General features: G+C 36.8%; 11 protein-coding genes. 6 read left to right on the plus strand and 5 right to left on the minus strand.

The window, feature by feature from the left end; genetic code table 11:
• Positions 1 to 59 precede the first annotated feature (59 nt).
• Positions 60 to 758 carry a uracil-DNA glycosylase gene (locus tag BC008_RS18855; protein ID WP_027846911.1) on the minus strand — a complete coding sequence of 233 codons (699 nt, stop codon included), beginning with the start codon at positions 756 to 758 and terminating at the stop codon, positions 60 to 62.
• Between the two features lie 883 nt (positions 759 to 1,641).
• On the opposite strand from BC008_RS18855, the gene BC008_RS18860 reads away from it, so the two are divergent.
• Together BC008_RS18860 and BC008_RS18865 are read left to right on the plus strand one after the other, a co-directional pair.
• Positions 1,642 to 2,310: a phosphoribosyltransferase gene (locus BC008_RS18860; protein WP_027846912.1), complete on the plus strand. Its 669-nt coding sequence runs from the start codon at positions 1,642 to 1,644 to the stop codon at positions 2,308 to 2,310.
• Between the two features lie 475 nt (positions 2,311 to 2,785).
• Positions 2,786 to 4,525 (plus strand): S8 family peptidase, encoded by a 1,740-nt coding sequence (locus BC008_RS18865; protein WP_027844646.1) that lies wholly within the window; start codon positions 2,786 to 2,788, stop codon positions 4,523 to 4,525.
• 189 nt (positions 4,526 to 4,714) lie between these two features.
• Here BC008_RS18865 and BC008_RS18870 read toward each other — a convergent pair whose 3' ends face one another.
• Both BC008_RS18870 and BC008_RS18875 read right to left on the minus strand, forming a co-directional pair.
• Entirely contained in the window at positions 4,715 to 5,500 is a 786-nt protein-coding gene (locus tag BC008_RS18870) for a hypothetical protein (protein WP_058182976.1), read from the minus strand.
• Positions 5,501 to 5,915: 415 nt separating this feature from the next.
• Positions 5,916 to 6,902 (minus strand): tetratricopeptide repeat protein, encoded by a 987-nt coding sequence (locus BC008_RS18875; protein WP_027844645.1) that lies wholly within the window; start codon positions 6,900 to 6,902, stop codon positions 5,916 to 5,918.
• A 236-nt stretch (positions 6,903 to 7,138) separates the two neighbouring features.
• Between BC008_RS18875 and BC008_RS18880 the strand changes: the two genes are divergently transcribed.
• Positions 7,139 to 7,579, plus strand: a complete 441-nt coding sequence (locus BC008_RS18880; protein WP_058182977.1) for a hypothetical protein — start codon at positions 7,139 to 7,141, stop codon at positions 7,577 to 7,579.
• Between the two features lie 194 nt (positions 7,580 to 7,773).
• Here the strand turns inward: BC008_RS18880 and BC008_RS18885 are convergent, their stop codons facing one another.
• A complete protein-coding gene (locus BC008_RS18885; protein ID WP_027844642.1) occupies positions 7,774 to 8,340 on the minus strand; it encodes a Uma2 family endonuclease in 567 nt (188 codons plus the stop codon).
• Positions 8,341 to 8,490: 150 nt separating this feature from the next.
• Complete coding sequence (locus BC008_RS18890) at positions 8,491 to 9,639, minus strand: VWA domain-containing protein (RefSeq protein WP_027844641.1); 1,149 nt, start codon at positions 9,637 to 9,639, stop codon at positions 8,491 to 8,493.
• A gap of 467 nt (positions 9,640 to 10,106) precedes the next feature.
• Here BC008_RS18890 and BC008_RS18895 point away from each other — a divergent pair, with 467 nt between their 5' ends.
• The 3 genes from BC008_RS18895 (at position 10,107) to BC008_RS18900 (ending at position 14,418) form a co-directional block, all read left to right on the plus strand.
• On the plus strand, positions 10,107 to 11,678 hold the full coding sequence (locus BC008_RS18895) for a YcjF family protein (protein ID WP_027844640.1): 1,572 nt from the start codon (positions 10,107 to 10,109) through the stop codon (positions 11,676 to 11,678).
• Positions 11,679 to 11,694: 16 nt separating this feature from the next.
• Positions 11,695 to 11,832, plus strand: coding sequence for a hypothetical protein (locus tag BC008_RS50585; protein ID WP_201026065.1), 138 nt, complete (start codon positions 11,695 to 11,697; stop codon positions 11,830 to 11,832).
• 792 nt (positions 11,833 to 12,624) lie between these two features.
• A complete protein-coding gene (locus BC008_RS18900) occupies positions 12,625 to 14,418 on the plus strand; it encodes a serine/threonine-protein kinase (protein ID WP_027844639.1) in 1,794 nt (597 codons plus the stop codon).
• Positions 14,419 to 14,564: the final 146 nt, after the last annotated feature.

Below are 14,564 nucleotides of genomic sequence, written 5' to 3' on the forward strand. Positions count from 1 at the left end.
TATATCACTAATCGTTACCACTACTAATTACTCACAAAAACTTCCACCATTTTCCATACTTAGTTTTGACTTTTAAATCCCATTTTTTCTCTTATTTCATCATATTTGGCACGTACTGCCCGAATATCCTGCCACATTAACCACTTAGGACTACCTTTCTCCCTGGATGGATTACGTAACAAGTAAGAGGGGTGAAAAATTGGCATACATAATCTGCCTTCCCATTCCATCCAGGTTCCGCGTATTTTGGTAATTCCACGTTTCTCAGCTGTTAAACCTTTAACAGCAGTAGCACCAGTAAGCAGAATGATTTTGGGATCTACCAAACGGATTTGTTCTAAGATATAGGGCTTGCATGCAGCAATTTCTTCAGTGGTTGGAGTGCGATTATTGGGAGGACGACATTTGGCAATATTGCAAATATAAACATCTTTTTCCGAGTCCAAGCGTACTGCAGCCAAAATTTTATCAAGTAGCTGTCCGGCTCTACCAACAAATGGTAAACCTGTTTCATCTTCATTTTGACCTGGGGCTTCTCCCACAACTGCAATTAATGCTTTTTGATTTCCACGCCCAATTACTGCGTGTTTACGGGTACTCCCTAAACTACAACGGTGACAACTATTGCAATGTTCAGTGATTTCTGTCATATTTGCATAGGTGCCACTGGGGATAGGAATCTTAGCACTAGTGGGTATGAGTTCTTTATCTTGTGGATTGGAATATTGAAAGAGAGTTAATTGATTATCGCTGCTCATGAATCTTTATAGATTTATTTAATAACTTTGTGGGGATGCAAAATTTATGATTTACGCCTTATGTGAATTGGAAGCTGAAATAACGTAAATTCGTGAAAATAATCACAAACGTGATTTAAGCCAATTCTTGAAATCCTTGATATTACAAGGCTGAATTTAACTCACATTAGCCATTATTTCGAAATCGAAATATTTATGGCTTCAAACTATTCATGAATTAATTTATACGCTAGTAATACTGGAATTTTTACCATCACAGCTAAAAATATCTAAAATACAAATATCTAGAAACTTAAAATTATCATACTTTCAGCTTTTAATTCTATTTTGAAAATATTAAACTTAAAAATATTAAACTTAAAAATATTAAGCTTCAAAAATATTAAAATTAAAAAGCATCAAATCGCAAACAAAATACCTATATATAGGAATCCGATTTTATTTATGAAATACTTTTCGAAGTAGAGAACAGGTAATGGGGAACAAGGAACAGAAATTGTACTTTTAGCGGTTAGCGTTAGAAGCATCTACGATGTTAGCGACAGCGTGACTTATCCCGCGTTCTAAGCGTAACGGTTTGGACGCATCTAACGACGAATGCACGCGGCTTGACCGTTAGCGTAGCAATGCCGCTGTAAGGCTTAACCGTAGGTAGCGCAGCTATGATTATTGCATACTGTATTAGGTATGATTTTTAAGCGCGAAGTACAGGCTGCGTCAACAAAAATCAAATATGAACCCCATAGAATGTTACCTATGTAAATAGCCCATACTTTTTTCATACTTCTATAGATTTGTAAATTAATTGCTTCAGGTAAAAATCAATCATCATAAAATCAATATTAAAGTCGATAATACTAACACCCTTTGTGCTGGGGGAAAGATGTCTGATGCCCCACTTTTTGCTACTCGTGCCGATGCCGGTAAAAAATTGGCATCGGTGGTTGATGACCTTTTAACCCAGCAAATTAATACTTTCGGAGAAACCCCTAGACCAATTGTCTACGCTTTACCACGGGGAGGAGTTCCAGTTGCTGTAGAGATTTCACAATATATAGGCTGTCCTTTAACTATTATCGTATCCAAAAAGATTGGTCATCCAGAGAATCAGGAACTGGCTATTGGTGCTGTGACTGCAGCAGGAAGTATTTTGTGGGCTCCCTCTTACAGATGTGAATTTAATTATCCCCAATGGCAAAAAGAGGCGCTAGATGTAGCTTTAAAACAAGCTAAATTTTTAGAGGCACAACTAATTTCTGTTTGCCCAAAGGTTAAACCCAAGAATTCGACACTTATTTTAGTAGACGATGGTATTGCTACGGGAATGACCATAGCTGTGGCAATTAAAGCTCTGCGAAGACTCTGTCCACGAGAAATTTGGGTTTGTGCTCCTGTTGCACCGATGCGATTATTACCTTACTTACGTGAATGGTGCGATCGCTCAATTGTTTTGGCTGCGCCACAATCATTTTTTAGTGTCAGTAATTTTTATGTGCATTTTCCTCAAGTGGAAACTGATGTAGTTCGAAGATATCTACAGCAACAAGATTAGTTTTAAGAAGTAATAAGTAATAAGTAATAAGTAATAAGTAATAAGTAATAAGTGATGTAACTGTTAACTGGTAACTGTTAGCGCCTAGCGGTTAGCGGCTCACTTAAGCGCGCCCTGCGTGACGTTAGTCAGAGGCTTTGCCGACGCCGCAGGCTCCAGCGTACCTTAGGTATTGCGTGCGCGGTCTAGCGTAAGCGTACTGTAAGTATTGCGCATTAACTGTAGCCCGTAAGGGCGTGCCGTTAGCCATAAACTGATAACTGAATTTTCTTTACTTTTACTTTCTAAGTGTAAATAACTGTAAATGTAACGATAATATTTACGTAAATATTCTACAGTCAAAAATGTTTCTAAAAAAGGTGATTATCTCGATATTTTTCTTTTAAAGAACGGATATTAGGGATGTTGCCCCTACTCTCATTTCAGTAAAATGTGAATATAATCTCACTAAAAATATTTATTCGTAACTAACTATATGTTTCCTAACGAACAAAAAACTCAATCGAACCCTTTGAGCCCGAAGTTTGAAGGCTTTTTTCTCGAAATGGTTATGCCCCGATTAGAGGGTAGATGTAGCGAACTGGTAAAAAATATACTTGGTGATGATTGGAATGTTAAACCAATTGGCGACAATCTGACTGAATTTGAAATTACCCTTAATGATGATGCTTTATCAGTAAAAGAAGCTTGGGATAAAACTTATGAATTGCGATCGCAACCTGGTGTCATTGATGTAGAACCATTGTTTGCTGTTCCACTTCCCGAACTTACTAGCTGGGATGTATCAATACCTGACTTGGGAGATTTTTTCGATAATCAAATTGAACGAGAAAGTGAAGATGTAAATTGGTGTCTTAAGCAACTTCGAGTATTTGAAGTCTGGAAGAAGTATTTCCCCGATCCCAATAAACTACCCGGACATGGAATAGTTGTAGCTCATCCCGATACAGGTTACACCAATCATCCAGAAATTATTGATAATTTACTTCTGGAAAAAAGTTACGATTTTATTGAGAAGGATAACAACGCCACAGATGAACTGGAAAGACCATTCGGTCAGCTAATCAATAATCCCGGTCACGGTACATCGACTGCAAGTGTGATCGTTAGCAATCAAGGTAAAGAAGCTAATTATTCCAATCAAAAATATGTTACTGGTGTCGCGCCTGGTGCAAAGGTACTTCCCTTAAGAGTTTCCTATTCTGTGGTACTTTTGAGTGTCCGCAATCTGGCACAGTCAATTGAATATGCGGCAGATAATGGCGCTCACGTAGTTACAATTAGCATGGGAACTGCTTTTCATAATCAACGTTTGCGAAGTGCGATTATTTATGCTCAAAAACGGGGTATGATTATTGTTGCCGCATCTGGTACGTTAATTCCCTACGTGGTATTTCCCGCCGCATATGATGAAGTAATTGCTGTTACTGGTAGCGATATTCGGCGTGAAGTTTGGTGGGGTGCATCGCGAGGAAAGCAGGTTGACGTTACTGCTCCGGGTCATTTAGTTTGGTACGCAAAAAGTGATAGAAAAGATAAGGGGGTCGAACACAGGATAGAGCAAGGTTCGGGTACTTCATTTTCTGCGCCGTTTGTTGCAGGTGTAGCAGCGTTATGGCTTTCCTATCATGGACGAGACAAATTAGTTGAACGCTATGGTGCGGAAAAAATTCCTTTTATTTTCAACGAACTTTTACGGGATACCTGTGACAAATTCCCCACTTGGAAGCCCAATCGATTTGGATCGGGTATTGTGAATGCAGAAAAGCTACTCGCTGCACCTTTACCAGATAATGTTAATGGATCGGTTGTTTCTCCTGCTTTAGCGTTACAGCAGCACAGTTCCTTGGACAGTGGTAGGTTAGATGCTTTCATGCACCTATTTGAGTCCCAACTATCAGATACTCAACCTGGAGAATTTGCATCCCCTGATGCATTTTTAAATAGTAATCTGGCAGAATTACTACAAACGTTCTCATCAGAATTACCGAATAAATTAAAAGAAGTAGGACAAGAATTAGCTTTTGATTTTGCAGTTAATCCAGATTTGTACAAACAATTTACTGAATTATTACATAGCAATAAGCCATCACCAACTGGTCAATCAGAAGGTAGGAAAAAAGGGGAACCCGACAACAAAAAACCTATACGTGAAACCTTGAAGAAGAAAGGAATTTCCGATATTTTGTTTAATAAACTTTTTAATTGGGGCTAGATTGGCGGTTTTGAGAAATATAGGAATTTAGGATTGGGAAGCGTCTCTGAAAAAGTTAACTTTGTGAGACGCATCTCTAATTAAATCGGACATTATGTATTCTTTAAGTTACAAATCTGTTATTGTTCTTTAATCACTCTGGTGAAGTAAAAATATCAGACAATTTTTTGACTAAATATGGAGATAAGCTTAAGCACCTGTACCAACAGCAAATAAATCCGACTCTTCAGAATTAGATTCAGCAAGCTTGACGGATGCTTCAGTTAATGAAATATTCCCAGTTACATCACTAAGAAACTTGTTGTTTATCAAATCAGAGAAAGTGCTAATATCAGTAAAACAATTCTCAACAACTTGGTTCGCACAACTAAGCTTTTCCTCAGTGCTATTCCCAGTAATTTGATAGCTGAAACTACCACTAAAAATCACAATAGGAATACTTTTATTCTTCTGATTTAAAGCCGCTTCAGTAATATTCAAAGCCAAAGGAGCCCGTTGCAATTTGTACATCAAATTCAAAGAAGCTCGCATTGCTACTTCCCCTTCATCTTGCCAATCGCCAGGAGATAGAAGCTTGTCAGTAATAAATCTGCGTCCAGCATCTTCTTGTGCAAAAGCCACAAAACCCCTAGGATTGATTCCAATTCCCTGAAAATCTAAGCCAGGCAATACTTGGGTATATTTACGTGTAATTTCGGGTATTATAACCATGTCATCTGTTTTTTTGGTGATACCCTCTGCAAAAATTACCCGATGAGGTTCAGCGATGATATTCACACCATTTTTAAAGCTAAATCTTGCCTCGTTATTATTTACAACAGGTTTCTTTGCAAACTCCCATTCCCCCGGAATAATTCCACTGTATTTAAGAAAATCTGGACTTAAGATAGAAGGTTTAAGATTTTTAGCAGCAACTACAATAACCAACTCTTGAACGGTTAATGGTTGATTCATCGGCTTTCCTTGTAAAGTCATGTAACAGTTTCTCTTTAGTCTTCCTACTGAAAGTGATTTAATATACCAGAAATTCCTTGTTTAGTATGGCAACTAAAGATGAAAATGCCAAGTATGTTAAATGATGCTGATGATATGGATTGTAGGTAATACCAATTTTCTGGTTCTACGCAAAAATACATCACTACAAAAGTTGATAATTTTTCTGAGACGAGATTTTTGCAGCAGATTTAGGGCATACTACTTTGAGTTGCTTGAATAAGAAATAGATAGTTTGATAAATTTCTTATTGAAGCTGTGCAGAATTTGTAATTATAACAATACTCTCATTCAGAATAAAAATAAAGTAAAGACGTACCACCAATTTATAACATTAATTGCCAAAGGTACGCCTTTTAAACTATTTATTTTTTACAATAATTCTCAAATTGACTAGCTAATTGTATTGTCTTACTTTTTCATAATCACCAATTGCATAGCAAGCGACTTTTAAACTTGCAAGAGCTTGTTCTTCAGTGCGGGAATCTTTAATATTTCGAGCTAAGTTTAAACGTTGTTCGTAGTAATCAATTGCTTTTTGATAATCACCTAAAGCTTCATGAGCTACACCCAATTTGCCCAAAGATTCTTCTTGTGCTCTTTTATCATCAATTTCTCGAGCAATTTCTAAACTTTGTTTGTAATAAGTAACAGCTGTTATATTTTCTCCTAAAGCATAATAAGCGTTACCAAGATTTTTTAAAACTTGCTCTTCACCCCATTTATCTTTGAGTTGACGTGCAAACTCTAAACTTTGTTCTTGACATTCAATTGCTTGTGGTAAATTATTTAATGCTTTATATACTAATCCTAAATTATTAAATGCAGCAACTATAGAGCGACAATCTTTTAATTCCCGACATATGTGCAAACATTGCTGCAAATTATCAACAGCTTCCTCATATCTACCTAAGTGGCGCTGGGCGTTACCTAAGTAAGAAAATGCTTGTATTTTCATCTGCAGATTCTTAGAATCTTTGATCACCGACAAACATTCTTGGGAATAGACGACTGCACTTTTATAATCTTGTAAATTGTAAGCCGCAAGCGCTAAACAAGAGAGTGCTTGTCCCTGTTGTTGTAATTTCCCAAATGCTTGAAATAATGCTAGTGCTTGCTGCAGAGACTCAATCGCTCTGACAAACTCACCAACTTGTTGATGTTGAATACCATGCTGTAAGAACCTAGTTGCTCGTGATGAATAATCCTCAGCTTCTTTTTTGCTTATGGGCTTTTCTATATAAAAATCTTCATATGATTTTTCATCGGAATTTTCATAAAAATTGTGGGTTATTGTGTCATGTTTCCCGAGTACGAAGTCGTTTTCTGATATTTGTACGGAAACAGTATTTTTACAGGTAGAATCACATCCGCCTTCGCTCATGAAGCAATACCTATTTTATGTGGCTTTGAGTCCAGTGTTCCCAATGTTACTTTTCTATTTCCACCTTAAAGATATACTTTATAACAACTTCATAAGAAATATATTTCTATTTACCTTATATATTCCCATGCATTTGATTGGTTTTTCTTTAATAAGCGATATTTACAAGAAATTAACACTAGATAAGATATAAAATATCAAGAATATTATTTCAATAACTTTTAATAGCATAAGCCATGATTCCAGTTAAATCAGAATCATTAACTTCTATGGAAATTAGAAATACTTCAGTACAGAGAAATCTTCAAATTTATCAGTCAGTTCGAAGATTGGGCTGGCTAGTAGGGGGAATTATTTTGAATCATTTTACATTACTTGGTTTAGTTGTCCTAGGACAAGAAAGTACTGATTTACTTATTAATCAGCAAAAAGAAGCATGTAATACATTCAAGACAGAGAAATCAAAAGATAAACATTTAGATATTGCTTCTACTGGTCTAATACCTGGTACGCAGACCATATCAAATGAATTACAAAAAGTGCAAGTTCAACTAGTAACTGCAAGAAATCGCTTTAAAGAGAAGCATCCAGTTATAGTCAATTTAAAAAGGAGAGAAACAGCACTTGAGAAATTATTATTGGAGCGTGTAAAAAATACCTGCCAAACTTTAAAGTAAATATACAAATTTTATCTGATCTTATTTGTACTTTTTACTTTTGTAGCACTACCTAATAAGGTTAGGACATCGCTAAATCCGGCAAAGCTATGATGTGTAAACTTTTTATCGTCGGACCCCTTAAGTAATGTTAGTCATAAGCACGGTCTTTTCTTACTTCGTATTTGCGCGCAGCGCTACATCATTACACTACATCATTCCAATAGCCAACCAAATAATTCCCCAAGAGTTAATTGAAAAGTTTTAGCAAAATCAGGTACGGGTAAAATATCTGTTGCGAGTTCAAAAAATGCAGGTTGCTGTTTAGGAAAATAAACCAATACAGACTGTTCGCTGGGATCTATGAGCCATCCCAATTGGGTACCATTATCTAAAAAACAATAAAGAATATTTTTGGTGACTTTAGTTTGACTTTGCTCTGGAGATAAAATTTCAATTGTCCAGTCCGGTGCAATCTTAAAAGAATCAGCTACTTCACTATTGCTATCACGGGGTATTCTCTCCCATGTAAATACACTTATATCAGGTACGGTGGAACGTTCGCCAAAGGTACATCTGAGTTCAGAGAACGCACGAGCAGTTTTTTGAGGTTTGAGTGCAAAATTAATGGTAGTGGATAGTTCAGTCTGAATCGTACTATGTTTTCCTTTCGGCATTGGTTTCTGAATAATTTTTCCGCCTATGTATTCACTGGAGGGCTTAGTTTCTGGTAATGTTAAAAACTCTTCTAGAGTGATGGATTTAGATGAAGTTGTAACCATAATGTGGTTTTCCGTTCAATCCTATGGTTGTCTTGATTGCATTTTACCTTGATCGCCCCAAGGGACAAATTTAATGTTATGACCCGTTATGGGTACTTAGCATATTTGATACTACTACTATCAGGATGCCGATGGATTTAAGCGATGAATTTAACTTCGGCTTGTCACAATATCGTTCGCCGCAGCCCATTGTCCGATGTCTTGTTTTTGAATTGCAGCAGCCATTAAATCCGGGAATTTATCGGGACTACAAGCAAAAGCCGGAATATTCATTTGGGAAAATTCTGATGTAACTCTGCGATCGTACATAGGTGCACCTTCATCGTTTAACGCAAGTAGAGTAATTACTTGCACTCCAGAATTCACCAATGCAGCAACCCGTTTTAGCATTTCTTGACGATTACCACCTTCATATAGATCGCTAATCAGCACCAAAATTGTATCTTGGGGTTTTTGTACAAATCCTTGACAATAAGCCAAAGCACGGTTTATGTCTGTACCTCCTCCCAACTGAGTGCCGAATAGTAAATCTACAGGATCTTGAGCCTCATCTGTTAAATCTACAACAGCCGTATCAAACACAACGATCCGCGTTTGAATTGCAGGTAGTGAAGCCAAAACCGCTCCAAAAATACCCGCATAAACTACAGAAGTTGCCATCGAACCACTTTGATCGACACATAAAATAATATTGCGTAAGGAACTACGTTTGCGTCCATAACCAATGCGAATTTCTGGAATAATTGTTCGATATTCCGACTGATAATGTTTGAGATTGGCGCGGATAGTGCGGTTCCAGTCAATTTCGTTATGACGAGGTCGACGGTTACGGATAGCGCGATTAAGACTTCCCATGACAGCTTGATGGGTTGGGTGTGTTAATTTACGTTGCAGTTCTTCCACAACCCCACGAACCACCTGACGGGCGGTATCCTTAGTTTTGCTTGGCATTACGCCGCTTAAAGACAGCAAATTTGCAACCAAATGTACATTCGGTTCCACAGCTTCAAGCATTTCTGGCTGTAGTAACATTTGTCGCAAGTTAAGGCGTTCAAGTGCGTCTTTTTGCATCACCTTAACAACTGATGAAGGAAAATATGTACGGATATCACCCAACCAACGAGCTACTTTAGGTGAAGAACTCCCCAACCCGGCAGAGCGTTCTGAGTCATATAATGCATTTAGGGAGTTATCGATGGTAACATCAGCACCACTCAATTTACAGGCAGTACCGTCTTGTGCGCTGCCGAGAATGAGTCTCCAGCGTCGTAGACGTTCATCTTGGGGGTTTTGGGACATATTGTTTAAGTTTAAGTTCAATTCAAATTTAAGTTCAATTCAAATTTAAGCTCAATCCAAATTTAAGCTCAATCCAAAGTAAGTTCAATCCAATAAGTTAAAAATCAATTCAAAACAAATATTAATTATTCAAAATTATTTTTTGCAAAAATTTTCTCTCGACTTTCGTGAGACCAGGCTATAAAAACAAAACTGAACTAAAAATAACTAAAAATTTACAGTATCAAAGTATTACCATGTCTATTTAGATACTGACCATATGTCTTAAAATCAGTATTCTTGTAAAAGTTATCAGTTAACAGTTAACAGTTACTAGTTAATAGCTAACACTGCGCCTTCACAGGCTACAATTACCAATTACTAATTACAAGTTACCATTTACCATTTACAAATTATTGCAATGAGAACCAAGCAACCGATTAAGATGAAAGTCATATGCATTCCCCATAGCTGTTCATTCTGATCTAATGCCTGTATCGCGCCTAGTTACGCTGATTATCGGTCTGATTGTTATTTTGGCACTCAGCCTGTGGCTGATTGATTCTTTGTCGCGACTGTATTGGCAGTTGTCATATTCTTCTCCTTTTTTGGGCAATCTGTTGTTATTATTGCTGATTGTTTTACTTGGAGTGATTATTGCAGCTTTTGTTTACTATATTTGGATAATTAAAGTAGGAGAACAGCGCACTCGAGGACGTTCCGGGAGGAAAACCCCCCAGTTAAAAATACCAGAAGCCAGAACAGAAGTTGCTTCTTCAACCCTCAAAGCTGTGAAACAGCAAGTCGAACAAATTCAAGATGAAGTGACCCGCCAAGCTTTACTCACTAAATCTCGAGAAATTGAAGTTAGCTTAACCCGTGGTGAGATTCAGGTAGTTGTATTTGGTACGGGGAGTGCAGGTAAAACCTCCTTAGTTAATGCCATCATTGGGCGTATGGTTGGGAAAGTCGATTCACCAATGGGAACAACCCAAGTAGGAGAAACCTACTGTTTGCGCCTCAAAGGTTTAGAACGGAAAATATTAATTACCGATACACCTGGAATTTTAGAAGCAGGAGTTGCAGGAACTGAAAGAGAAGAATTAGCCCGTTCTTTGGCAACTGAAGCAGATTTACTATTGTTTGTGGTAGATAACGATTTGCGACTTTCTGAGTATGAACCATTACAAGCATTAGCGGAAATTGGTAAGCGTTCGATCGTTGTACTTAATAAAATAGATTTATATACAGAAGAAGATAAAGAAAGAATTTTAGCAAGATTGCGACAACGGGTAGGAGGATTTATTGCAGCTAATGATGTTGTCGCTATAACTGCAAATCCCCAAGCTGTAGAGTTGGAAAGTGGGGATATATTCCAACCTGACTTCGACATTTTGCCGTTAATGCGCAGAATGGCAGCTATTTTACGTTCCGAAGGTGAAGACTTAGTTGCAGATAATATTTTGCTGCAATCTATGCGCTTGGGAGAAGAAGCACGCAAACTAATTGATGCCCAGCGTCGCCGTCAAGCTGATAAAATTGTAGAGCGTTTTCAGTGGATCAGCGCTGGTGTAGTTTCAGTAACACCTTTACCTGTTGTTGATTTACTTGCAACTGCTGCAGTTAATGCACAAATGGTAGTAGAAATTGGCAGAATCTATGGTTGCGAATTAAATATGGAGCGCGGACGGGAGTTGGCGCTTTCTTTGGCAAAAACTCTTACAAGTTTGGGGATTGTTAAAGGTGCCGTACAATTAGTTTCTACGGCGTTACAGCTAAATATTGGTACCTTAATTATCGGTAAAGCAATCCAAGGCGTAACCGCGGCTTACCTCACACGGATTGCTGGAAAAAGTTTTGTGGAATATTTCCGTCACGATCAAGATTGGGGTGATGGAGGAATGACAGAAGTGGTACAAAAACAATTTCAACTCAACCGCCGAGATGAGTTTGTTAAGGCTTTTATCCAAGAAGCGATCGCGCGGGTTGTAAAACCCCTAACTAATAAATCGGAACCGATAGAAGAAGAGTTAGAGCAAGGTGATACTAAATCCGGGTGAATTACCCTTTTTTGAAATGAGATGGGGAGTGTGGGAAGAATGGGAAGTGTGGGAAGAGTGGGGAATGTGGGTAGGTATATTTTTAGTTGCAATCTTAGTTAAATTATCTTTATCTCTACTTGAATACTATTTTTTATCAATGATTTTATCGTAGCTAAAATTACAAAATTTGAGATTTATGTTTGCCACTTGCATTATTATGCATACCTAAAAATAAATGCTTGGCATCATGACTTTTGTAACATAATAAACAATTTTGTCTGAATATATTTATCTGTAATATTGACAGATAAAATTTCTACCTAAATTTATTTCTTAGTACACCAACTAATACTTAGAGTTTTCCTTACTCTGTATCTAAAATTTGTATTTATACTACATGCTCATATCCTCACACCTTTTTTTACAAAAACTAAATTCATAGATTTCACAGGTCAACTATCATGCTGTGTGAAACTTTTAATTCAGCCTTAAATCATCATAATGTTAGTATTTTTAATTACAAAATGATGACTTTAAGAAATACTATTAAAGCTATTTGCTTGATAAAAAGCGTGTATTTTTTATTATTAAATGGACTTTATAATTTGTAAGCATGAAATATTAACTTTAAGATAGTTGACTATGCTCTCTTGGTGATAATATTTTCATTGTTGATATTTTTTAGAATTAAAATACTTAAAACTTGCATGTGAATCAATAAAAACAATCGAGTTTAAAGCAACACAAAAATAAAATTACATAAACCCAATTAATTTGTATTCTCGAATACTATTTATTGGGAATCCAAATTCCTTAAATATAAACCAATTGATCAATAAACCGCAGTAGCTATTCAAATATAGCGAGCCAGTACAAAACATATGTGTATCATTTTCTACTTCATTTCCGGAAAGTCTTAAAAATTACAGAACTAATAGATTAGGAGTGAATAAACAGCCAACTCATGACTCTCCCCACGATCGGTAAAGTATTAAAAGCGCGTTATCAAATTGTCCAAAGCTTAGGTGCGGGGGTTTTTGGTCAAACATACATAGCTGTAGATGTAGACCACCCCAGAAACCCTAAATGCGTAGTTAAACAATTAAAAGTCAGTAGTTCTCTACCTAGTTATATAGAAACATTGAGGTTACGCTTTCTTACCGAAACCGAAACTTTAATTCAACTGGGACATCACAGCCAAATACCAGAACTTATAGCCTGTTTTGAGGAAGATGAGCGATTTTATCTAGTACAAGAATTTATTGAAGGACACTCACTAAGTGCAGAATTACCAGTTCAAAGAGATTTAAACTATCTTTGGAGCGAAGGTGAGGTAATTTCTTTTTTAGAAGATGTTTTAAATATTCTAGAATTTATTCATGCCAGAGGTGTAATTCATTGCGATCTCAAACCAGAAAATTTAATCAGGCGCATTTCTGATAATAAGTTAGTCCTGATTGATTTTGGTTCTATACAACCAATTGATTTTGGTATTGATGCAGAACTTCCGATTTACAGAATTCCCGTAACTTCTTTAGGATATATTCCACCCGAGCAGTTTATTGGTCAAACAAAACCCAATAGTGATATTTATGCTTTGGGTATGATTGCAATTCAAGCTTTGACTGGTTTGACTCCATTGCAATTAAAAATAGATCCCGAATCCAACGAAATTATCTGGCGTTCTAAAGAGACTGTAGTTAGCGATTATCTTGCTGCAATTATCAGTCAAATGATATGTTACGACCACAATCAACGCTTTCAGTCAGCCCCGGAAGTTTTACAAGTACTCCAACAAATTCCAGCAGAAGCTAGAAAACCAACAGTTATTCAACCCAACTATAGTGCGTTCTATGAAGATCTGATAGAAAACGAGCGAGAGTCTTCATCTTCAAAGCCTTCCATTCTTACAGGAATTAAATTTGGCTTAGCGGCTAATTCTCTGGTTATGGGTTTGGGGGTATATTCCCTGGTACAAAACTCTCCAGGATATGTAGGGAAAGAGGCTGTATACAAAGCAACAGAAGAATTTCAATCAGGCGATCTAGACCGAGCGGTCGCCTTGATGAGGTCGATCCCCAATAGTAGTAAAGTCTATTCTGAAGCTCAAAATACTATTGATGAATGGGAAAATGAATGGAAAATAGCAGCAAAGCAATATCAAGCAGCCGAAACGGCTTTGAATCAGAAGAAATGGTCGGAAGCGATCCAAGCTGCAAATTTAATTCCTGATATTCTATATTGGCAATCTAAATCAGATAAGTTAGTTGAACAAGCTAAAGCCAAGATAGAAACTCAAACTCAGAATTTATTAAATAAAGCTTACAAACAAGCTGAGTCAAAAAATTTTGGTACTGCTTTAGAATACTTGAGTCAAATTCCAGCTGAAAACTCTACTGGAAGTCTGGTACAACAAAAACTAGCAGAATATAAACAAAAGCGAGATATTCGTTCTGTTCACCTATTGCAACAAGCTTATAACCAAGCAGAGAAAAAGAGATTTGATATTGCTTTAAAATTCCTCCGTCAGGTTCCGAAAAATTCTTCAGCATATCCTACTGCTCAAGTAAAACTTATGGAATATGAGGAAAAACAAGGTTCGCAAACAACAAAAGATAATTCAGTTTCGAGCAAAGTTTCGAGCAAATTTTCTAGTAAAATCGAATCTTTACAACCTGAAGAATCTGTACCACAAAAATCAACCACACAGTTTAATCATTTTCAACCAGGTGATTTTTTGCAAGAAATCAATATTTAAGGAGGGATCCCAGTTTTACAAAATTGGGATGCTTACTTTCTATGAACGGTAATAGCTAACTTGTAATTTATAATTGGTAACTGTAATTTGTAATTGGTCGCTAGTCGTTGGTCGTTCGTTACAAGAACTTCGGTTGAAGCCGATAA

The sequence above is a fragment of the Mastigocoleus testarum BC008 genome (assembly GCF_001456025.1).
Lineage (GTDB): Bacteria > Cyanobacteriota > Cyanobacteriia > Cyanobacteriales > Nostocaceae > Mastigocoleus > Mastigocoleus testarum.

Coding starts and splice junctions, on each gene's coding strand:
- BC008_RS18875 (WP_027844645.1), bottom strand. CDS start 6,902: ATGAGCGAAGGCGGATGTGATTCTACCTGTAAAAATACTGTTTCCGTA.
- BC008_RS18895 (WP_027844640.1), top strand. CDS start 10,107: ATGCCTGTATCGCGCCTAGTTACGCTGATTATCGGTCTGATTGTTATT.
- BC008_RS18890 (WP_027844641.1), bottom strand. CDS start 9,639: ATGTCCCAAAACCCCCAAGATGAACGTCTACGACGCTGGAGACTCATT.
- BC008_RS18860 (WP_027846912.1), top strand. CDS start 1,642: ATGTCTGATGCCCCACTTTTTGCTACTCGTGCCGATGCCGGTAAAAAA.
- BC008_RS18900 (WP_027844639.1), top strand. CDS start 12,625: ATGACTCTCCCCACGATCGGTAAAGTATTAAAAGCGCGTTATCAAATT.
- BC008_RS18870 (WP_058182976.1), bottom strand. CDS start 5,500: ATGACTTTACAAGGAAAGCCGATGAATCAACCATTAACCGTTCAAGAG.
- BC008_RS18885 (WP_027844642.1), bottom strand. CDS start 8,340: ATGGTTACAACTTCATCTAAATCCATCACTCTAGAAGAGTTTTTAACA.
- BC008_RS18865 (WP_027844646.1), top strand. CDS start 2,786: ATGTTTCCTAACGAACAAAAAACTCAATCGAACCCTTTGAGCCCGAAG.
- BC008_RS50585 (WP_201026065.1), top strand. CDS start 11,695: ATGAGATGGGGAGTGTGGGAAGAATGGGAAGTGTGGGAAGAGTGGGGA.
- BC008_RS18880 (WP_058182977.1), top strand. CDS start 7,139: ATGATTCCAGTTAAATCAGAATCATTAACTTCTATGGAAATTAGAAAT.
- BC008_RS18855 (WP_027846911.1), bottom strand. CDS start 758: ATGAGCAGCGATAATCAATTAACTCTCTTTCAATATTCCAATCCACAA.